Origin of the sequence: Enterobacter sp. BNK-13, assembly GCF_048685015.1 — a bacterium.
GTDB classification, from domain to species: domain Bacteria; phylum Pseudomonadota; class Gammaproteobacteria; order Enterobacterales; family Enterobacteriaceae; genus Enterobacter; species Enterobacter quasiroggenkampii.
Genome location: NZ_JBLQTP010000001.1, coordinates 2,939,471 through 2,960,310, shown reverse-complemented (window position 1 = coordinate 2,960,310; position 20,840 = coordinate 2,939,471). Strand labels below are relative to the sequence as shown.

Genomic DNA, 20,840 nt, shown 5'->3' with positions numbered 1-20,840 from the left:
CCCGATGGTGGAGCAGAGTCATTTGGCAAGTACAGAGTGGGTTGACATTGTCAACGAAGAGAATGAAGTGATCGCGCAGGCCAGCCGCGAGCAAATGCGTGCGGAGCGCCTGCGTCACCGTGCGACATATATCGTTGTGCATGACGGTATGGGTAAAATTCTGGTTCAGCGCCGCACGGACACGAAAGATTTTCTCCCGGGTATGCTGGATGCGACTGCAGGTGGCGTCGTCCAGGCGGATGAAGTGCTGCTGGATTCCGCGCGTCGTGAAGCGGAAGAAGAGTTAGGCATTGCCGGTGTGCCGTTTGCCGAGCACGGGCAGTTCTACTTCGAGGATGAACACTGTCGCGTCTGGGGCGGGCTGTTTAGCTGCGTCTCTCACGGCCCGTTCGCCCTGCAGGAAGAAGAAGTCAGCGAAGTGAACTGGATGACGCCGGAGGAGATTACCGCGCGCTGCGACGAGTTCACGCCGGATTCGTTAAAAGCGCTGGCGCTCTGGATGAGCCGCAACGCCAATAACGAATCGACCAAATCAGAGAAAGAGGAAGAGGCTGAGTAAGCTTCAGCAACTCTCTCTTAGACACAGACTGGACGCGATGGGCTTTTGATCGCGCCAGTCTCCGCCATTCAGGCGCTCCAGTAACGCTTTCCCGGCTTCAATGCCAATCTTACGATGCGGCACCGCCATGGTCGTCAGCGGCGGCTGACAGACGCGGCTCACGTCGCTATCGCCAAAACCTACCACCGCCAGATCGTCCGGCACTTTGATTCGCCTGCGCTGGCACTCGTACAGCGCGCCGCAGGCCAGCTCGTCAGAGACGCACACCAGCGCATCCAGCTCCGGCCAGGCCAGCAGGAACTCGGGCAGCTGCGCCGCGCCGGTCGAGAAGCTCGGCGGCATCGCCGCGTTAATGACCCGGTTCGGCGACATATGGTGGCGAAGCATGGCTTTGTACCAGCCCTGCAGATGCTGCTGGAAAATCCACTGCTCCTGGTTGGCACACAGCAGGCCAATATTCTGATAGCCGCGCTTAATGACCATCTCCGTGAGCTCATACATGGCCGCCACGTTATCAATCCCGATATTCATATCAATCGGATCGGCGCGCATGGCGCCCATCTCCATCACCGGAATTGAGGCGTTTTTCAGCCAGTGGCGAACGGTGTCGGTATGTTCAACGCTGAGCAGGATAGCGGCGGCAATGTTCGACGCCAGCAGCGTCTCCAGCAGTTTCTCCTCCTGCTCAAGACGATGCTGGGACTCAGCCAGCATGATCTGATACCCGGCAGGCTGCAGCACCTGCTGTAGCCCGGCGAACATCTCCGAGCAGCCTGCTTCGGAGAGGTTGGGCACCACCATGGCGATCGTCCATGACGATGCCGAGGCCAGGGCACTGGCGGCAAGATTAGGCATATAACCCAGCTCCTGCACGGCAGCTTCAATTTTTTCTCGTAGTTTATCGGAAACCTGTTCGGGCGTGCGAAGCGCACGGGACACGGTCATCGTGCCCACACCGGCAAGTTGTGCGACATCGGCGAGTGTCACTTTACCAGTACTGCGCCGTTTTCGGGTTAGAGACATACACCTTCCTGCTGACCAGACGCGTTCTTATTTTCCTTCGTTTCACGTGACAGGCAGTATACGCCTTAAATCCCTTTTTTTGCTGTGATTTAGCAACGTGATTGCAATTTGATAGCGCTATCACATTTCTGCATGATAACCATTGGTAGCGCTATCTTTGTGATCGCGATCGCAGTCAATCAGTGATGCGTTGAATAAAGTTTGCTCATCTTAAGCGTGTCGCGGGAGTGAAAAGTGCTCAAAAAATGGATATATGATACAACCATCACGCTGCAGGAGAGCGTGGAAGACTGGCCGCAGGCGCTGGAGCTGTGCGCGAAGCCGCTGCTGGATTTGCAGGTGATTGAGCCTGAATACGTCACGGCCATCATCCAGCAGCACCACACGTTAGGACCTTATTATGTGCTGGCACCAGGGCTGGCGATGCCGCATGCGCGGCCGGAGGAAGGCGCCAAAGGACTGGGGTTGTCGTTATTAAAACTAAAACAGGGCGTCTCGTTTGGTGCCGGTGAGTTTGACCCTGTCGACGTCATTATTATGCTCGCGGCACCCGACAAAAATAGCCATATCGAGATGATCTCGTCGCTGGCAGAGTTATTTTCCAGCGATACCGATATGGCCGAACTGCATCAGGTGAATACCCTGGAGGAAATTAAAACGATTATTAACCGCTTCTGATTTAATTCTTTAATCCGGTTTTTCACAACATTACGCGTCTGCGTGATGGGGCGTACTCTACTCAAAATAAGGGGACAACAATGAAAATCATGGCTATTTGCGGTTCTGGCCTGGGCAGTAGTTTTATGGTCGAAATGAATATTAAAAAGGTGCTCAAAAAGCTGGAGATTGAAGCTGAGGTTGAACACTCCGATCTCTCCTCAGCCACGCCGGGCGCGGCCGATCTGTTCGTGATGGCAAAAGACATTGCCGCCAGCGCCAGCGTGCCGGAAAGCCAGCTGGTGGTGATCAACAACATCATCGACATCAACGAACTTGAAGCGCAGCTGCGCGGCTGGTTCGAAAGACAATAACCCTGATAAGGCGAGGTGGATATGTTTATCCTTGAAACGCTGAATTTCGTTGTTGATATTTTAAAAGTCCCTTCGGTGCTGGTGGGTTTAATTGCGTTAATCGGTCTGGTTGCGCAGAAAAAAGCGTTTTCCGACGTGGTGAAAGGGACCATTAAAACCATCCTGGGCTTTATTGTACTGGGCGGCGGCGCCACGGTGCTGGTCGGGTCATTAAATCCCTTAGGCGGTATGTTTGAACACGCCTTTACTATCCAGGGCATTATTCCAAACAATGAAGCGATCGTGTCCATTGCACTGGAAAAATACGGTGCAGCGACCGCGCTGATTATGGCCTTCGGGATGGTGGCGAATATTATCGTCGCCCGCTTTACCCGCCTGAAGTATATTTTCCTGACCGGACACCACACGTTTTATATGGCGTGCATGATTGGCGTGATCCTGACGGTGGCGGGCTTTGAGGGCGTGGGGCTGGTCTTTACCGGGTCGCTGATCCTTGGCCTGATTATGGCTTTCTTCCCGGCGATTGCGCAGCGCTATATGAAGCGCATTACCGGCAACGATGAGATTGCCTTCGGCCACTTTGGCACGCTGGGCTACGTGCTGTCCGGCTGGATTGGCAGCAAGGTCGGCAAAGGATCCCGCTCAACGGAAGAGATGAACCTGCCGAAGAACCTGAGCTTCCTGCGCGACAGCTCGATCTCCATCTCCCTGACCATGATGATTATCTACCTGATCATGGCGGTGAGCGCCGGGCGCGAGTACGTCGAGGCCACCTTCAGCGCCGGCCAGAACTACCTCGTCTACGCCATCATCATGGCGATCACCTTCGCGGCGGGGGTGTTCATCATTCTGCAGGGCGTACGCCTGATTCTGGCGGAAATCGTTCCAGCCTTTACCGGCTTCTCGGAAAAACTGGTGCCGAACGCGCGTCCTGCGCTCGACTGCCCGGTGGTGTATCCCTATGCGCCTAACGCGGTGCTGATTGGCTTCCTGTTCAGCTTCCTCGGCGGGATTGTGGGGCTGTTCATCTGCGGTCAGTTTAGCTGGGTGCTGATCCTCCCGGGCGTGGTGCCGCACTTCTTCACCGGCGCAACGGCGGGCGTGTTCGGTAACGCCACCGGCGGACGTCGCGGGGCAATGATTGGCGCCTTTGCCAACGGCCTGCTGATTACCTTCCTGCCGGTCCTGCTGCTGCCGGTACTGGGCGCCATTGGTTTTGCGAACACCACCTTCTCTGACGCTGACTTCGGCGCGGTCGGGATTGTCCTTGGCAACCTGGCGCGCTTCCTGTCGCCGCTTGCCATCACCGGGCTGGTCGTGGCGCTGTTCGCGCTGCTGGTGGCGTACAACGTCTTCGCGAAAAACAAACCTGCGGGCGGTAACGCGCAGGAAAACACCGGAGCCAAATCATGAATGAGAAAGAGATAACCGAACTCGCGCGTCAGATTCGTCTTGAGACGCTGAAATCCCTGACGCAGCTGGGCTTTGGCCACTACGGGGGCAGCATGTCGGTGGTAGAAACCCTGGCCGTGCTGTCCGGCGCGGTGATGAAAATCGACCCGGCGGATCCGGACTGGCCGGAGCGAGACTACTTTGTCCTGTCGAAAGGCCATGCGGGCCCGGCGCTCTACAGTACCCTGGCGATCAAGGGCTACTTCCCGACAGAAGAGCTGAGTACCCTCAACCAGAACGGCACGCGCCTGCCCAGCCACCCGGACCGCCTAAAAACGCGCGGCGTGGACGCCACTACCGGTTCGCTGGGGCAGGGGATTTCCATCGCGGGCGGCATGGCGCTGTCGCACAGGCTGGCCGGGCGACCGAATCGGGTCTTCTGCATCGTCGGCGACGGCGAGCTGAACGAAGGGCAGTGCTGGGAGGCGTTCCAGTTTATTGCCCACCATCGCCTGAACAACCTGACGGTATTTGTCGACTGGAACAAACAGCAGCTCGACGGCGAGCTGGACGAGATCATCAGCGCGTTTGACCTGGAGGGCAAATTCCGCGCCTTTGGCTTTGACGTGGTGACGGTGAAGGGGGACGACATTCCGGGTCTGCTGGCAGTGACATCGCGCATCCCGACAGCCGATGCGCGTCCGTTAGTCGTCATCCTCGACAGCATCAAAGGCCAGGGGGTGCCGTATCTGGAGCAGCTCAGCAACTCACACCATCTGCGATTGACCGCGGAGAGCAAAGCCGCCCTCAACGAGACGATTCGCCAACTGGAGGCTTCACATGATTAAGGTTGCACCGGCAGGACAGAAAGACGCCGTTGAGATGCGTAAAGTTTACGCTGGTTTCGTGGCAAAACAGATTGAGGCCGGAAGTGACATCATTGCGCTCGAAGCAGACCTGATGAGCTCGATGGCGATGGACGGCGTGGCGCGCGACTATCCGCAGCACGTGATTAACTGCGGCATTATGGAAGCTAACGTCATCGGCACGGCCGCCGGGCTGTCCCTTACCGGACGCAAGCCGTTCGTTCACACCTTCACCGCCTTTGCCAGCCGCCGCTGTTTTGACCAGCTGTTTATGTCCCTGGACTATCAGCGCAACAACGTGAAGGTGATAGCGTCGGATGCGGGTGTGACGGCCTGCCACAACGGCGGAACGCATATGTCGTTTGAGGATATGGGCATTGTGCGCGGGCTGGCGCATTCGGTGGTGCTGGAGGTGACCGACGCGGTGATGTTTGAGGACGTGCTGCGCCAGCTTATCGACCTCGAAGGCTTCTACTGGGTGCGCACCATCCGTAAGCAGGCGCCGAGCGTCTATGCGCCGGGCTCCACCTTCACCATCGGAAAAGGCAACGTGCTGCGCGAGGGGAGCGATATCACCCTGATTGCCAACGGCATCATGGTGTCGGAAGCGCTGGAAGCCGCGCGCCAGCTTGAGCAGGAGGGGGTCAGCGCGGCGGTCATCGACATGTTTACCCTGAAACCCATCGACCGGATGCTGGTGAAAAACTACGCCGAGAAAACCGGGCGCATCGTGACCTGTGAAAACCACAGCATTCACAACGGGCTGGGGTCGGCGGTGGCGGAAGTGCTGGTGGAAACCTGCCCGGTGCCGATGCGGCGGGTGGGTGTCAAGGAGCGTTACGGCCAGGTGGGGACGCAGGATTTCCTGCAAAAAGAGTATGGCCTGACGGCACATGACATTGTATCGGCGGCGCGCGAGCTGCTGTAAATAAAAAAGGCGACCGGTTGAGTGGTCGCCTTTTTGTTGCCCGGTGGCGCTCGCGCTTACCGGGCCTACGGTCCTGTAGGCCGGATAAGCGAAGCGCCATCCGGCAAGACCTTACAATTACTGCTGCTGCGAAGACTGGATCGCCGTCAGCGCGATGGTGTAAACGATATCGTCTACCAGTGCGCCACGAGACAGGTCGTTCACAGGTTTGCGCATGCCCTGCAGCATTGGCCCGATGGAGATCAGGTCGGCAGAACGCTGTACCGCTTTGTAGGTGGTGTTACCGGTGTTCAGATCCGGGAAGATGAACACGGTAGCGCGACCAGCAACCGGTGAGTTCGGCGCTTTGGATTTCGCAACGTCAGCCATGACCGCGGCGTCGTACTGCAGCGGGCCGTCGATCATCAGATCAGGACGTTTTTCCTGCGCAATACGGGTCGCTTCACGTACTTTCTCTACGTCGCTACCTGCACCTGAGGTGCCGGTGGAGTAGGAGAGCATCGCCACGCGCGGCTCGATACCGAAAGCGGTCGCGGAGTCTGCGGACTGGATAGCGATCTCAGCCAGCTGTTCTGCAGTTGGATCCGGGTTGATCGCGCAGTCGCCGTAAACGTAAACCTGTTCAGGCAGCAGCATGAAGAACACGGAAGACACCAGAGAGCTGCCTGGCGCGGTTTTGATCAGCTGCAGCGGTGGACGGATGGTGTTCGCCGTGGTGTGAACCGCACCGGAAACCAGACCGTCAACTTCGTCCTGCTCCAGCATCAGCGTGCCCAGCACCACGTTGTCTTCCAGCTGCTCACGCGCAACGGCTTCGGTCATGCCCTTGCTCTTACGCAGCTCAACCAGACGGGCAACGTAGCTTTCGCGAACCACTTCAGGGTCAACGATTTCGATGCCTGCGCCCAGCTCAACGCCCTGAGAGGCCGCTACGCGGTTGATCTCATCCGGGTTACCCAGCAGCACACAGGTCGCGATGCCGCGCTCTGCACAGATAGCAGCCGCTTTAACGGTACGTGGTTCGTCGCCTTCTGGCAGAACAACGCGTTTGCCCGCTTTGCGCGCCAGCTCGGTCAGCTGGTAACGGAATGCTGGAGGAGACAGACGGCGGCTGCGCTCGGAGGTCGCGGTCAGGGATTCGATCCAGTCTGCGTTGATGTAGCCTGCAACGTATTCCTGAACTTTCTCGATACGCTCGTGGTCATCAACCGGCACTTCCAGGTTGAAGCTCTGCAGGCTCAGGGAGGTCTGCCAGGTGTTGGTGTTCACCATGAAGACCGGCAGGCCGGTAGCGAACGCGCGTTCGCACAGCTTGCTGACGCGTGGGTCCATCTCGTAGGCACCGGTCAGCAGGATCGCACCGATTTCCACGCCGTTCATTGCGGCCAGACAGGCTGCAACCAGAACGTCAGGACGGTCTGCGGAAGTCACCAGCAGGGAACCTGCGCGGAAGTGTTCCAGCATGTGCGGAATGCTACGCGCACAGAAGGTCACGGACTTCACACGACGGGTGTTGATGTCGCCTTCGTTAATCACGGTCGCGTTCAGGTGACGCGCCATGTCGATTGCACGGGTGGCAATCAGATCGAAGCTCCATGGCACCGCGCCCAGAACCGGAAGCGGGCTGGATTCCTGCAGCTTAGCCGGGTCAACTTTGATGACTTTCGCTTTGGACGAGTCGTCGAAGATCTCGGACAGGTCAGGGCGAGTACGGCCCTGCTCATCCACTGGCGCGTTCAGCTTGTTGACGATCACGCCGGTGATGTTGGTATTTTTCGCGCCGCCGAAGCTGCTGCGCGTCAGTTCGATACGCTCGTTCAGCTGTTCCGGGGTGTCAGTACCCTGAGACATCACGAAAACGATCTCTGCGTTCAGGGTTTTCGCGATTTCGAAGTTCAGAGACTGGGCAAACTGGTGTTTGCGGGTTGGCACCAGACCTTCAACCAGCACCACTTCCGCGTCTTGCGCGTTAGCATGGTAGTTGGCGATGATCTCTTCCATCAGCACGTCTTTCTGGTTGCTGGACAGCAGAGATTCAACGTGGCTCATCTTCAGCGGTTCGGCCGCCGGCAGATTGGAGTTCTTGCGAACGATGGTGGTGGTCTGGTCTGGCGCATCGCCACCGGCACGTGGCTGGGCGATGGGCTTAAAGACGCTCAGACGAACGCCTTTGCGTTCCATAGCACGGATAACGCCAAGGCTGACGCTGGTCAGGCCGACGCTGGTTCCGGTAGGGATCAGCATAATAGTACGGGACACGGTTAATCCTCTTTCGTTACCGCCCAAATGGGGCGGGTTACAAAACAGCACCGCCAGCATTGCTGGCGGTGTGGAATCAGGCAGTCAGGCGGTGCGCGTCTTGCGCGATGACCAGCTCTTCGTTAGTTGGGATAACGAGAGCAGGGCGGGTGCCTTCTTTGTTGATGAAGCCAGACTTGCCGAAGCGGGCAGCCAGGTTACGCTCGTGATCAACTTCGAAGCCCAGAACGCCCAGTTTGCCCAGGGACAGTTCACGAACCATTGCCGCGTTCTCACCGATACCACCGGTGAAGATAACCGCGTCCAGACGGCCTTCCATCAGCGCAGTGTAAGAGCCGATGTATTTCGCCAGACGGTGGCAGTAAACGTCCATTGCACGTTTAGCGTCTTCTTTCTCTGCGTAGTTGTCTTCAACGTAACGGCAGTCGCTGGTGACTTCGGTCAGACCCAGCAGGCCAGACTCTTTGGTCAGCATTTTGTTGATCTGGTCAACGCTCATGCCCAGGGTGTCGTGCAGGTGGAAGATGATCGCCGGGTCGATGTCACCGGAACGGGTACCCATCACCAGACCTTCCAGCGGGGTCAGACCCATGGACGTATCAACACATTTACCATTGCGGATAGCCGAAACAGAACCACCGTTGCCCAGGTGGCAGGTGATGATGTTCAGTTCTTCAACCGGCTTGTTCAGCACTTTTGCCGCTTCCTGAGTCACATAGAAGTGGCTGGTGCCGTGCGCGCCGTAACGACGTACGCCGTGCTCTTTGTACAGGCTGTATGGCAGGGCATAGAGGTAAGACTCTTCCGGCATGGTCTGATGGAACGCGGTATCGAATACGGCCACGTTTTTGTCTTTCAGATTCGGGAAGGATTTCAGCGCTTCAGCGATACCGATCAGGTGAGCCGGGTTGTGCAGCGGTGCGAAAGAGGCAGAGTCTTTGATGCCCTGGATCACAGAGTCGTCGATCACGACGGAGCTGGTGTATTTTTCGCCGCCGTGGACGATACGGTGACCAATCGCAGTCAGCTGAGCAGACAGTTCTGGTTTTTGTGCCAGAATAGTGTTAACGATAAAGTTCAGCGCTTCACTGTGAGCGGCGCCTGCACCTAAAGCCGCTTCTTGTTTGCTGCCGTCCATCTTCCACTTGATACGTGCTTCAGGCAGATGGAAACATTCGGCCAAACCAGAGAGGTATTCGTCACCGTTGAGCGCATCGATGATGGCGAATTTCAGTGAGGAGCTACCGCAGTTCAGAACCAGTACTAACTTACTCGACATGGAAGTACCTATTATTGATACGTGGCTAAAAAAACGTCAGTGAGTCTAACAGCGTAACGCATGATGACTCGGACATTTATGATTAACATCATGCCAAACGAACATTGTGGCATGATGGAAGAAATAACTATGATTTTATGCCATTTTGCACAATTTTCAGCCAATGGCATAATATGCAATAATTTGACGAGCTAATGATTCTCGTCTATGGCCCTATCAGGCTGGCACAGGATACCCGATACGGGGTAGAGATGACAAAATATTTTGAACGTTGTCATAGCTTGTTGTGGTTTTGCACGAAAATTTTAATTTTTATATGTGAAGTTGAGGTACAGCCATGTCGACACCAGAGAACCCGTCCGTAAATTTCTTCAGTCTGTTTCGTCGGGGACAGCATTACGCAAAGACGTGGCCAATGGAAAAGCGCCTTGCGCCGATGTTTATTGAGAATCGCACCATCCGCGCCACGCGCTATGCGATTCGCTTTATGCCGCCTGTCGCTATCTTTACGCTGTGCTGGCAGATTGCGCTGGGTGGGCAGCTTGGACCTGCCGTTGCCACGGCGCTCTTCGCATTAAGCCTGCCGATGCAGGGACTGTGGTGGTTAGGTAAACGGTCCATCACGCCCCTTCCTCCTTCTATTTTACACTGGTTTTATGAAGTGCGCGGTAAGCTGGAAGAGGCCGGTCAGGCGCTCGCCCCGGTGGAAGGCAAGCCGGATTACCAGGCGCTGGCGGACACGTTAAAGCGTGCTTTTAAGCAACTGGATAAAACATTCCTCGATGATTTGTGATTGATCATCGAAACGACGACGAAAAGAGGGCACAGTAACAATCAGTTACCGTGTCTTTTTTTTAAGTGCAATGCGCTACAGGAGTCGAAAGATGGAAATGACCCATGCTCAACGTCTGATTTTGTCCAACCAGTACAAGATGATGACTATGCTTGATCCCGATAACGCTGCGCGCTACAGCCGCCTGCAAACCATCGTCGAACGCGGCTTTGGTCTGCAAATGCGCGAACTGGACCGCGAGTTTGGCGAGCTGAAAGAAGAAACCTGTCGCATCGTGATCGACATTATGGAGATGTATCACGCCCTGCACGTCTCCTGGACGAATCTCAAAGATCAACAGTCCATTGACGAGCGCCGCGTCACCTTCTTAGGCTTTGATGCCGCAACGGAAGCGCGTTATCTGAGCTATGTTCGCTTTATGGTGAATACGGAAGGGCGTTATACCCACTTTGACGCGGGTACCCACGGCTTCAACGCGCAGACCCCGATGTGGGATAAATATCAGCGCATGCTGAGCGCGTGGCATGCCTGCCCGCGTCAGTACCATTTAAGCAGCAACGAAATTCAACAAATCATTAATGCCTGACGGAGGTGCGTGTGCAGTGTAGAGGTTTTCTGTTTGATCTGGACGGTACGCTGGTGGATTCGCTGCCGGTTGTGGAACGTTCCTGGTGCCATTGGGCTGACAGACATGGCATCGATCATCAGGACGTGCTGAATTTTATCCATGGCAAACAGGCCATCACCTCGCTACGGCACTTCCTGGCCGGACGCTCTGAGGACGACATTCAGGCGGAGTTCAAATACCTGGAACACATTGAAGCCACCGATACGGACGGCATCACTGCGTTACCGGGCGCGCGCGAACTGCTTGAGCATCTGAACGAGGCGCAGATACCGTGGGCTATTGTCACCTCCGGTTCCGTGCCGGTTGCCCACGCCCGACACAAGGCGGCAGGGTTGCCGACGCCGGACGTGTTTATCACGGCGGAGCGCGTGAAGCGGGGTAAACCGGAGCCTGACGCATTTCTACTGGGCGCTGAACTGCTGGGCCTCGATCCTGCAGAGTGCGTGGTGGTGGAAGATGCGGCGGCTGGCGTACTGGCCGGGTTGAACGCAGGTAGCCACGTCATCGCCGTTAACGTTCCGGCCGGTTCTCCCCGCCTGGAGGAGGCGGATTTGGTGCTGGATTCCCTGACGGCACTGTCTGTTTCAAAAGCCTCTGACGGAGTTGTAACCGTCTCGCTAAAAGTGTAATCCCATGATATGGCCCCACATTGCTGGGGCTTTTTTATGGCAAAATTCCTCATCTTCCACTGACAAGGATAGGTTGTGAACGGTGAACTGATTTGGGTCCTGAGCCTGCTTTTAATCGCCATCATTCTTTTTGCCACGGGCAAGGTACGCATGGACGCCGTCGCCCTGTTTGTTATCGTCGCGTTTGTGCTGAGCGGAACGCTGACGCTGCCGGAAGCCTTCTCCGGATTTAGCGATCCCAACGTTATCCTGATTGCCGCCCTGTTTATCATCGGGGATGGGCTGGTGCGCACCGGCGTAGCGACCATCATGGGGTCGTGGCTGGTGAAGGTGGCGGGCAGCAGCGAAACCAAGATGTTGATCTACCTGATGGTGACCGTCGCCGGACTGGGGGCGTTTATGAGCTCCACGGGCGTGGTCGCCATCTTTATCCCGGTGGTGTTGAGTGTTTCCATGCGGATGCAGAGCTCGCCGTCGCGCCTGATGATGCCCCTGAGTTTTGCCGGTTTGATCAGCGGGATGATGACGCTGGTGGCCACGCCGCCGAATCTGGTCGTTAACAGCGAACTGATCCGGGAAGGATTTGAGGGCTTCAGCTTTTTCAGCGTCACCCCGCTTGGGCTGGTCATTCTGGTCATGGGCGTGGTCTACATGCTGCTGACCCGGTTCGCCCTGAAGGGTGAAAAACAGGACAAAAACAAAGAAGGATGGAAGCGACGCACCTTCCGCGATTTGATTAAGGAGTACCGCCTTACCGGGCGCGCGCGCCGTCTGGCTATTCGCCCCGGCTCGCCGATGGTGGGACAGCGGCTGGATGACCTGAAGCTGCGTGAGCGCTATGGCGCGAACGTGATCGGCGTAGAGCGCTGGCGGCGGTTTCGTCGGGTGATCGTCAACGTCAACGGGGTGTCGGAATTCCGCGCGCGTGACGTCCTGCTGATTGATATGTCCACTGCGGATGTGGACCTGCGCGAGTTCTGCAGCGAACAGTTGCTGGAGCCGATGGTGCTGCGCGGAGAGTATTTCTCCGATCAGGCGCTGGATGTCGGCATGGCCGAGGTGTCGCTGATCCCGGAGTCGGAACTGTTGGGTAAAACCGTGCGGGAGATGGGGTTCCGTACCCGCTATGGCCTGAACGTCGTGGGGCTGAAGCGCGATGGCGTGGCGATGGAAGGGGCAGTGGTGGATGAGCCGATCCTGCTGGGCGATATCTTTCTCGTCGTCGGTAACTGGAAGCTCATTAGCCAGCTCGGACAAAAAGGGCGCGATTTTGTGGTGCTCAACATGCCTGTCGAGGAGAGCGACGCATCGCCAGCGCACAGCCAGGCGCCACACGCGATTTTTTGTCTGGTGCTGATGGTGGCGCTGATGCTGACCGATGAGATCCCCAATCCGGTCGCCGCAATCATCGCCTGCCTGTTGATGGGAAAATTCCGCTGCATTGACGCCGAAAGCGCCTATAAAGCCATTCACTGGCCGAGCATCATTCTCATTGTCGGGATGATGCCCTTCGCCCTGGCGCTGCAAAAAACCGGTGGGGTGGATCTGATCGTTAAAGGCTTAATGGACGTGGGCGGCGGGTATGGGCCGTACATGATGATGGTCTGCCTGTTTATCATGTGCGCCACCATCGGCCTGTTTATCTCGAACACCGCGACGGCGGTACTGATGGCGCCTATCGCGCTGGCGATGGCGAAGTCCATGGGCGTGTCGCCGTATCCGTTTGCGATGATGGTGGCGATGGCCGCTTCCGCGGCATTTATGACGCCGGTCTCTTCACCGGTAAACACGCTGGTGCTGGGACCGGGGAACTATCGATTCAGCGATTTCGTGAAGCTGGGCGTGCCGTTCACCGTGCTGGTGATGGTGGTGTGCGTGGTATTGATACCGGTCCTGTTTCCGTTCTGAGCATTTTGCCGGGTGGCGGCTACGCCTTACCCGGCCTACAACCCCGTAGGCCCTGCAAGCGCAGCGCCGCTGGGCGAAAATCAGAGTGGCGAATCCTGGCTGATCTCATCCAGCGATAAATGGAAGCTCGGTACAAACACCTGCATAAAGTAATCCATCTCTTCGCTGCGGCGGGATTCCAGCGTTTTTTCCAGGCGCGTTTTCGCCAGCAGGAATTCGTTATTCCCTGCGGACAACTCTTCGAGACACTTCAGATAGGCACACAGCGCGTCGGCCTGTTTGACCAGCGACTTTTCATCTTCCGTGTACTGATGCTCGTTGATAAGCGGCTCGAAGATATCACGCAGTTCTTCGGGCACCATCTCAATCAGCTTCTGCTGGGCAATTTTTTCAATAGCCTTATATTCCTGCGCAATTTGCGAGTTGAAATATTTCACCGGCGTAGGCAGATCGCCGGTCAGCACTTCTGACGCATCGTGGTACATCGCCAGCAGGGCGATGCGCTCTGGATTGACCTGACCGTTGAATTTGCGGTTTTTAATGGCGGCCAGCGCGTGAGCGACCATCGCAACCTGCAGGCTGTGCTCTGACACATTTTCCGTGCGGACATTGCGCATCAGCGGCCAGCGGTTGATGAGTTTCAGGCGGGAGAGGTGGGCAAAGAAATGACTCTGACTCATAGGTTACCTTTTGTCTTCACTGCGACAGGCGTTCATTGTGCGGGGAGGGGAGGCAAGATGCAAATTTGCGGATTTTGTAGGCCGGGTAAGCGAAGCGCCACCCGGCCGAAAGGCAATGTTACTGATGGTATCCGGAGAGGAAGCGCCCGAAGCGGCTGATGGCCATTTCCAGGTCATCTTCGCGCGGCAGCGTCACGATACGCACGTGATCCGGCCACGGCCAGTTAAACGCCGTGCCCTGAACCAGCAGCACTTTTTCCTGAAGCAGGAAATCAAGCACCATTTTCTGGTCGTCGTGAATATTGAAGCGCTTCGCGTCAATTTTCGGGAACATATAGAGCGCCCCGTTCGGCTTCACGCAGGAGACGCCCGGGATATCGTTGATCAGTTCCCACGCGCGGTTACGCTGTTCGTACAGGCGACCACCGGGCACGATAAACTCGCTAATGCTCTGATAGCCACCCAGCGCCGTCTGGATCGCGTGCTGCGCCGGAACGTTGGCGCATAAACGCATGGAGGCCAGCATCTCCAGCCCTTCAATATAGCCTTTGGCGTGTTTTTTCGGACCGTTTAACACCATCCAGCCCTGACGGAAACCGGCCACGCGGTAGGTTTTAGACAGGCCGTTAAAGGTGACGGTCAGCAGATCCGGGGCCAGCGCAGCGATTGAGTGGTGCTGTGCCGCGTCGTACAGGATCTTGTCGTAGATTTCGTCGGCGAAGATGATCAGGTTGTGCTGACGCGCTAGCTCGACGATCTCCATCAGCAGTTCTTTTGAGTAGACCGCGCCCGTCGGGTTGTTCGGGTTAATAATGACGATACCGCGCGTGCGGGGCGTAATTTTTGCGCGAATATCGTCCAGGTCCGGGAACCAGTCAGAGGATTCGTCGCACAGATAGTGCACCGCTTTACCGCTGGACAGCGACACGGCAGCCGTCCAAAGCGGATAGTCCGGCGCAGGGACCAGCATTTCGTCCCCGCTGTTCAGCAGGGCCTGCATGGCTTGCACAATCAGTTCGGAGACGCCGTTGCCGATATAGATATCTTCAACGGTAACATCGCGCATACCACGTGCCTGGTAGTGCTGCATGATGGCTTTACGTGCGGAGTAAAGTCCTTTTGAATCGCAATAGCCTTGTGCAGTGGGAAGGTTGCGGATCACATCAACCAGAATTTCATCCGGCGCTTCAAAACCAAATGGCGCAGGGTTACCAATGTTGAGTTTCAGAACCTTGTTGCCTTCTTCTTCAAGGCGTTTTGCCTCTTTCAGAACCGGGCCGCGGATGTCATAACAGACGTTATCTAGCTTGCTGGATTTTTCGATAGGGGACATGAACCTTTAACCTTTTCGCTATTATTGCCGCTCCCTGCCGTGGAAGTCAGCACGGAATAATGTACTCCCCCCTCGCTTCGTTTTGAAGGGTGTGCAGTAGAAGATTTTGTGCGGGGTGCAAATTTTTGATGAATCTTTTTCGCTGTGGGTACGCTTTTTCACTGTCTTAAAGTTGTGCGCATAGCGAGAGCTTAGGTTAAATGTGCTATTAATTTACCAAAATGCTGTATAATGTGCTGTTAAAAATAAGTGGTGAGTTTGACAGCGGTGGCAGTCACCCTGAGTGACTTTTCGTAAAACCTGAATGCTTGATACCTGTTTCTGTAATAGCATACTGTGGATAAAAGTTACCCATGTGAAATTAATGTTAAGTGCCATTAATGAATGGTCTTAATCTAAATTAAAATTTATTTATTATTAACCTATAAAATGCAACTTTAGTTAATTTTAATAAAATTAGTTTAGAAGCTTAACATTCTTCTTTAATCCTTAATATTGCAATAAGACTTATAAATAAAGTGGATTTGGGTTAAGATGTCTTCCAGGAAAGCAGAGGGCAGATGCACGTTTTTTGTATATCTGACCCTGGTTTTCCGAATTAATTGATTGTTATTGTTAGAGTTATCTCTGGCTGGAATGTGTCGCACATCTCCTGCTACGTTGACAGCGCTGCGATACAGATGGCAGAAAAGGTGTTATACCTTTAATGTAATTTACATAAACCTGCGAACATCTAAATATCCTGAACGTTTAAGAGAATAAAAATATCGTCATGAAACGTGCTTTCTGACTGTTGATATAAAGCAGCACAATAACTATCTGTCAGGCAGTCTGCCGGGCCGGGATGCGAGGGAAAATCTTCAGAGGGAATTGCTTAACTGTACACACACAGCTTCAACCCGGGCAGCTCCGCACGAGCAACCTGAAAGTGAATAGATATGATAAATGCAAATCGTCCGATAATGAATCTCGACCTCGATCTGCTGAGAACGTTTGTTGCGGTCGCCGATCTCAACACTTTTGCAGCAGCTGCTGCCGCCGTTTGCCGAACTCAGTCCGCCGTCAGCCAGCAAATGCAGCGGCTGGAGCAACTGGTTGGTAAAGAGCTTTTTGCCCGTCACGGGCGTAATAAGCTCTTAACGGAACACGGTATTCAGCTTCTGGGTTATGCCAGGAAAATTCTTCGCTTTAATGATGAAGCATGTATGTCATTAATGTTTAGCAACCTTCAGGGCGTGCTAACGTTAGGTGCATCTGATGAGTCGGCGGATACTATATTGCCGTTTCTTCTCAATCGTATTAGTTCGGTTTATCCGAAGCTTGCGCTGGACGTGAGCGTAAAGCGCAATGCTTTTATGGTTGAGATGTTAAATGAGAATAAAGTCGACCTGGTGGTCACCACGCATCGTCCCGGGCAGTTTGACTGCCTGACGTTGCGTACATCGCCTACGCACTGGTATTGCGCGGCCGAATACGTGCTGCAAAAAGGGGAGCCGGTGCCGCTGGTGTTGCTGGATGACCCGAGCCCGTTCCGCGATATGGTGCTGACGGCGCTGAATGAGGCTAATATTCCGTGGCGTCTGGCGTATGTGGCGTCCACGCTGCCAGCGGTGCGTGCCGCCGTGAAAGCCGGTCTGGGTGTCACCGCCCGTCCGGTAGAAATGATGAGCCCCGATCTGCGCGTTCTGGGCAAATCCGATGGCCTTCCTGCACTGCCGGATACGGAGTATCTGCTCTGCCACAATTCGTCCAGTCATAACGAACTGGCGAAGGTGGTGTTCGAGGCGATGGAAAACTACCATAACCCATGGCAGTTCGAGCGCGTTACCTCCGAAGGGGGGGATGACTCCCTGATCGTTGAAGGGGATTTTGAGTGATCGCTCGCTCAGAATTCTGGTAACAAAATGTAAGTGTAAAAAAAAGCCACTCGTGTGATTTTCACATGCAGTGGCTTTTTTTTAGCAAAAATACCCGCTTATGACGCGTGGGTTTTCGGGATATTCTATATTTATCAATTAACTAAATGGTTTTGTCTAAAACTTGTCCGTTTTCTGTTCTAACGTCATCCACATCCCTCCTATGTTAAAAAAACAGGAAATATGTTGCCGTTTTCCAGGTTGAATTAACAAAAGCGTGTCGCAGATCAAGAAAATACTCCTATTTGGGGGGAGGAATCGTTGGCAAATCCTGTCAAAATAGGAGGGTTATTTTTTTTACTTCCGAAACGGACACGATTCAACAACATACATTTGACGGAAAGTCATGTACCCACCAGGGTTAAAGGGCACCAAATGTTAATGAGAATCGCTCGATGTAATTTAATGTGAAGAAACCTTTGTTAAAGTTGACAATAGGTTATAGAAAGGAGTAAAAAACCCCATCATTTTGCTGTCTACGTCTCATTTCTGACAGTTAGTGTAAGGTTATTTGTTCCTCCCCATGAATCGATGTGATGCCCATCTGCCAGCAAGAGCAGTGTCGTTGGTATCACTTTTGATGAGTAAGCAATGAGTATGTCAACATCCACAGAAGTCATCGCTCATCACTGGGCATTCGCAATCTTTCTTATTGTAGCCATTGGCCTGTGCTGCCTGATGTTAGTCGGCGGCTGGTTCCTGGGCGGTCGCGCCCGTGCAAGGCACAAAAACACACCTTTCGAATCAGGTATTGATTCAGTAGGTACCGCTCGCTTACGCCTGTCTGCCAAGTTTTACCTGGTAGCCATGTTCTTCGTCATCTTCGACGTGGAAGCGCTTTACCTTTTCGCATGGTCGACCTCCATTCGCGAAAGTGGTTGGGTGGGCTTTGTCGAGGCCGCAATTTTCATTTTAGTGCTACTGGCCGGTCTGGTTTATCTGGTGCGTATTGGCGCGCTTGACTGGACGCCTGCGCGTTCACGTCGTGAACACATCAACCCGGAAAACAGTATCTCTAATCGTCAGCAGTAACAGCGAGGCAATAAGATGGATTATACGCTCACCCGCATAGATCCTAACGGTGAGAATGACCGTTACCCCCTGCAAAAACAGGAGATCGTAACCGACCCCCTGGAGCAAGAAGTCAATAAAAGCGTGTACATGGGCAAACTCGAACATGCCATGCACGATATGGTCAACTGGGGTCGTAAGAACTCCATCTGGCCTTACAACTTTGGCCTTTCTTGCTGCTACGTTGAAATGGTGACGTCATTCACTGCGGTGCATGACGTTGCGCGTTTTGGGGCAGAGGTACTGCGTGCTTCCCCACGTCAGGCTGACCTGATGGTGGTAGCCGGTACCTGCTTTACCAAGATGGCACCTGTTATTCAGCGTCTTTATGACCAGATGCTGGAGCCAAAATGGGTTATCTCCATGGGCGCATGTGCTAACTCTGGCGGTATGTACGACATCTATTCCGTCGTACAGGGCGTAGATAAATTTATCCCAGTGGATGTGTACATCCCGGGTTGTCCGCCTCGTCCGGAAGCCTACATGCAGGCGCTGATGCTGCTGCAGGAGTCCATCGGTAAAGAACGTCGCCCACTGTCGTGGGTCGTTGGCGATCAGGGTGTGTATCGCGCGAACATGCAGTCTGAGCGCGAGCGTAAACGTGGTGAACGTATTGCCGTCACCAATCTGCGTACGCCTGACGAAATTTAATTTGCGCCTGTAGGCCTGGAGAACACCTTCGCATATCACTACTCAAATAGCGCGAAGCCAGGCTCAACAGTCACCACGGACCATTTGCAATGGTGAACAATATGACCGACTTAACCGCGCAAGAAGCCGCCTGGCAGACCCGGGATCATCTGGATGACCCAGTCATTGGCGAACTGCGCAACCGTTTTGGGCCGGATGCCTTTACTGTTCAGGCTACCCGCACCGGGGTACCCGTTGTTTGGGTGAAGCGTGAACAATTGCTGGAAGTTGTCGATTTCCTCAAGAAATTGCCAAAACCGTACGTCATGCTGTTTGACTTACACGGCATGGATGAACGTCTCAGAACGCACCGCCAGGGTCTCCCTGCTGCGGATTTTTCCGTTTTCTACCACCTGATCTCAATAGACCGTAATACGGATATCATGCTCAAGGTGGCATTGTCTGAAAACGACATGCATCTGCCGACGATCACCAAACTTTTCCCGAACGCCAACTGGTACGAGCGTGAAACCTGGGAAATGTTCGGCATGACCTTTGACGGCCACCCGCACCTGACGCGCATCATGATGCCGCAGACCTGGACCGGCCACCCGCTGCGTAAAGACTACCCGGCACGTGCTACCGAATTCGATCCGTTTGAGCTGACCAAAGCCAAGCAGGATCTGGAGATGGAAGCGCTGACCTTCAAACCGGAAGACTGGGGCATGAAGCGCGGTACCGACAACGAGGACTTCATGTTCCTCAACCTCGGTCCAAACCACCCGTCTGCGCACGGTGCATTCCGTATTATTCTTCAGCTCGACGGTGAAGAGATTGTCGACTGCGTGCCTGACATCGGTTACCACCACCGTGGTGCTGAGAAGATGGGCGAGCGTCAGTCCTGGCACAGCTACATTCCGTATACCGACCGTATCGAGTACCTCGGCGGTTGCGTCAACGAAATGCCATACGTGCTGGCCGTTGAGAAACTGGCGGGTATTGTTACGCCGGATCGCGTTAACGTGATTCGCGTCATGCTGTCAGAACTGTTCCGTATCAACAGCCACCTGCTGTACATCTCCACGTTCATTCAGGACGTCGGCGCGATGACCCCGGTCTTCTTCGCCTTTACCGACCGTCAGAAAATCTACGATCTGGTAGAAGCTATTACCGGTTTCCGTATGCACCCGGCCTGGTTCCGTATCGGCGGTGTGGCACACGATCTGCCGCGCGGCTGGGACCGTCTGCTGCGTGAATTCCTCGACTGGATGCCGAAACGTCTGGCGTCTTACGAGAAAGCCGCGCTGCGCAACACTATCCTGAAAGGCCGTTCCCAGGGCGTTGCTGCCTACGGCGCGAAAGAGGCGCTGGAGTGGGGGACGACAGGGGCAGGTCTGCGCGCGACCGGTATTGATTTCGACGTGCGTAAAGCCCGTCCTTACTCTGGCTACGAGAACTTCGACTTTGAAGTCCCGGTGGGCGGCGGCGTGTCCGACTGCTACACCCGCGTGATGCTGAAAGTGGAAGAGCTACGCCAGAGTCTGCGCATCCTTGAGCAGTGCCTCAACAACATGCCGGAAGGCCCGTTCAAGGCGGATCACCCGCTGACGACGCCGCCACCGAAAGAGCGCACGCTGCAACATATCGAAACCCTGATCACCCACTTCCTGCAGGTTTCCTGGGGTCCGGTCATGCCGGCGCAAGAATCCTTCCAGATGATTGAAGCGACCAAGGGTATTAACAGTTACTACCTGACCAGTGACGGCAGCACCATGAGCTACCGTACCCGCGTGCGTACGCCGAGCTTTGCGCACCTGCAGCAGATCCCGTCCGCCATCCGCGGCAGTCTGGTCTCCGACCTGATTGTGTATCTGGGTAGTATCGATTTTGTTATGTCAGATGTGGACCGCTAATT

The 20,840-nt window shown here is 54.9% G+C and carries 19 protein-coding genes; 14 read left to right on the top strand and 5 right to left on the bottom strand.

All coding sequences use genetic code 11. The annotated features are described in order from the left end of the window. Nucleotides 1–4 precede the first annotated feature (4 nt). Nucleotides 5–559, top strand: coding sequence for an NUDIX hydrolase YfcD (gene yfcD / locus ACMGGQ_RS14285; RefSeq protein WP_025757169.1), 555 nt, complete (start codon nt 5–7; stop codon nt 557–559). A 3-nt stretch (nt 560–562) separates the two neighbouring features. On the opposite strand, the gene ACMGGQ_RS14280 is transcribed toward yfcD, so the two are convergent. Next, on the bottom strand, nt 563–1,582 hold the full coding sequence (locus ACMGGQ_RS14280) for a LacI family DNA-binding transcriptional regulator (RefSeq protein ID WP_024908958.1): 1,020 nt from the start codon (nt 1,580–1,582) through the stop codon (nt 563–565). A 234-nt stretch (nt 1,583–1,816) separates the two neighbouring features. Here ACMGGQ_RS14280 and ACMGGQ_RS14275 point away from each other — a divergent pair, with 234 nt between their 5' ends. The 5 genes from ACMGGQ_RS14275 (at nt 1,817) to ACMGGQ_RS14255 (ending at nt 5,799) form a co-directional block, all read left to right on the top strand. Continuing rightward, a complete protein-coding gene (locus ACMGGQ_RS14275; RefSeq protein WP_048029678.1) occupies nt 1,817–2,260 on the top strand; it encodes a PTS sugar transporter subunit IIA in 444 nt (147 codons plus the stop codon). 80 nt (nt 2,261–2,340) lie between these two features. Further along, nucleotides 2,341–2,613 carry a PTS sugar transporter subunit IIB gene (locus tag ACMGGQ_RS14270; RefSeq protein WP_024908960.1) on the top strand — a complete coding sequence of 91 codons (273 nt, stop codon included), beginning with the start codon at nt 2,341–2,343 and terminating at the stop codon, nt 2,611–2,613. A gap of 21 nt (nt 2,614–2,634) precedes the next feature. Next, entirely contained in the window at nt 2,635–4,026 is a 1,392-nt protein-coding gene (locus ACMGGQ_RS14265) for a PTS ascorbate transporter subunit IIC (RefSeq protein WP_023617386.1), read from the top strand. Next, complete coding sequence (locus tag ACMGGQ_RS14260) at nt 4,023–4,853, top strand: transketolase (RefSeq protein WP_420290193.1); 831 nt, start codon at nt 4,023–4,025, stop codon at nt 4,851–4,853. Before ACMGGQ_RS14265 ends, ACMGGQ_RS14260 begins: the two co-directional genes overlap by 4 nt. Then, a complete protein-coding gene (locus tag ACMGGQ_RS14255; protein ID WP_048029680.1) occupies nt 4,846–5,799 on the top strand; it encodes a transketolase family protein in 954 nt (317 codons plus the stop codon). Before ACMGGQ_RS14260 ends, ACMGGQ_RS14255 begins: the two co-directional genes overlap by 8 nt. A gap of 117 nt (nt 5,800–5,916) precedes the next feature. Here ACMGGQ_RS14255 and pta read toward each other — a convergent pair whose 3' ends face one another. Beyond that, a complete protein-coding gene (gene pta / locus ACMGGQ_RS14250; protein WP_008502877.1) occupies nt 5,917–8,058 on the bottom strand; it encodes a phosphate acetyltransferase in 2,142 nt (713 codons plus the stop codon). Between the two features lie 76 nt (nt 8,059–8,134). Beyond that, nucleotides 8,135–9,337 (bottom strand): acetate kinase, encoded by a 1,203-nt coding sequence (ackA, locus tag ACMGGQ_RS14245; protein WP_045334289.1) that lies wholly within the window; start codon nt 9,335–9,337, stop codon nt 8,135–8,137. A gap of 337 nt (nt 9,338–9,674) precedes the next feature. On the opposite strand from ackA, the gene yfbV reads away from it, so the two are divergent. From yfbV to ACMGGQ_RS14225, 4 genes are all read left to right on the top strand, one after another. Beyond that, on the top strand, nt 9,675–10,130 hold the full coding sequence (gene yfbV, locus ACMGGQ_RS14240; RefSeq protein ID WP_008502875.1) for a terminus macrodomain insulation protein YfbV: 456 nt from the start codon (nt 9,675–9,677) through the stop codon (nt 10,128–10,130). Between the two features lie 91 nt (nt 10,131–10,221). Continuing rightward, nucleotides 10,222–10,716, top strand: coding sequence for a YfbU family protein (locus ACMGGQ_RS14235; protein ID WP_008502874.1), 495 nt, complete (start codon nt 10,222–10,224; stop codon nt 10,714–10,716). 11 nt (nt 10,717–10,727) lie between these two features. Then, nucleotides 10,728–11,387, top strand: a complete 660-nt coding sequence (locus ACMGGQ_RS14230) for a sugar phosphatase (protein ID WP_045908726.1) — start codon at nt 10,728–10,730, stop codon at nt 11,385–11,387. Nucleotides 11,388–11,462: 75 nt separating this feature from the next. Beyond that, a complete protein-coding gene (locus ACMGGQ_RS14225) occupies nt 11,463–13,295 on the top strand; it encodes an SLC13 family permease (RefSeq protein WP_023344589.1) in 1,833 nt (610 codons plus the stop codon). Between the two features lie 80 nt (nt 13,296–13,375). On the opposite strand, the gene yfbR is transcribed toward ACMGGQ_RS14225, so the two are convergent. Further along, nucleotides 13,376–13,975 (bottom strand): 5'-deoxynucleotidase, encoded by a 600-nt coding sequence (gene yfbR, locus ACMGGQ_RS14220; protein ID WP_008503531.1) that lies wholly within the window; start codon nt 13,973–13,975, stop codon nt 13,376–13,378. A gap of 118 nt (nt 13,976–14,093) precedes the next feature. After that, nucleotides 14,094–15,308 (bottom strand): alanine transaminase AlaA, encoded by a 1,215-nt coding sequence (gene alaA / locus ACMGGQ_RS14215; RefSeq protein ID WP_008500204.1) that lies wholly within the window; start codon nt 15,306–15,308, stop codon nt 14,094–14,096. Nucleotides 15,309–16,246: 938 nt separating this feature from the next. Between alaA and lrhA the strand changes: the two genes are divergently transcribed. From lrhA to nuoC, 4 genes are all read left to right on the top strand, one after another. Beyond that, nucleotides 16,247–17,185, top strand: coding sequence for a transcriptional regulator LrhA (gene lrhA, locus ACMGGQ_RS14210; RefSeq protein WP_021241557.1), 939 nt, complete (start codon nt 16,247–16,249; stop codon nt 17,183–17,185). A gap of 630 nt (nt 17,186–17,815) precedes the next feature. Continuing rightward, nucleotides 17,816–18,256, top strand: a complete 441-nt coding sequence (nuoA, locus tag ACMGGQ_RS14205; protein WP_006176516.1) for an NADH-quinone oxidoreductase subunit NuoA — start codon at nt 17,816–17,818, stop codon at nt 18,254–18,256. A 15-nt stretch (nt 18,257–18,271) separates the two neighbouring features. Further along, nucleotides 18,272–18,946, top strand: coding sequence for an NADH-quinone oxidoreductase subunit NuoB (gene nuoB / locus ACMGGQ_RS14200; RefSeq protein ID WP_003861482.1), 675 nt, complete (start codon nt 18,272–18,274; stop codon nt 18,944–18,946). 89 nt (nt 18,947–19,035) lie between these two features. Then, nucleotides 19,036–20,838, top strand: a complete 1,803-nt coding sequence (gene nuoC, locus ACMGGQ_RS14195) for an NADH-quinone oxidoreductase subunit C/D (protein WP_023312537.1) — start codon at nt 19,036–19,038, stop codon at nt 20,836–20,838. The last annotated feature ends 2 nt before the right edge of the window (nt 20,839–20,840 follow it).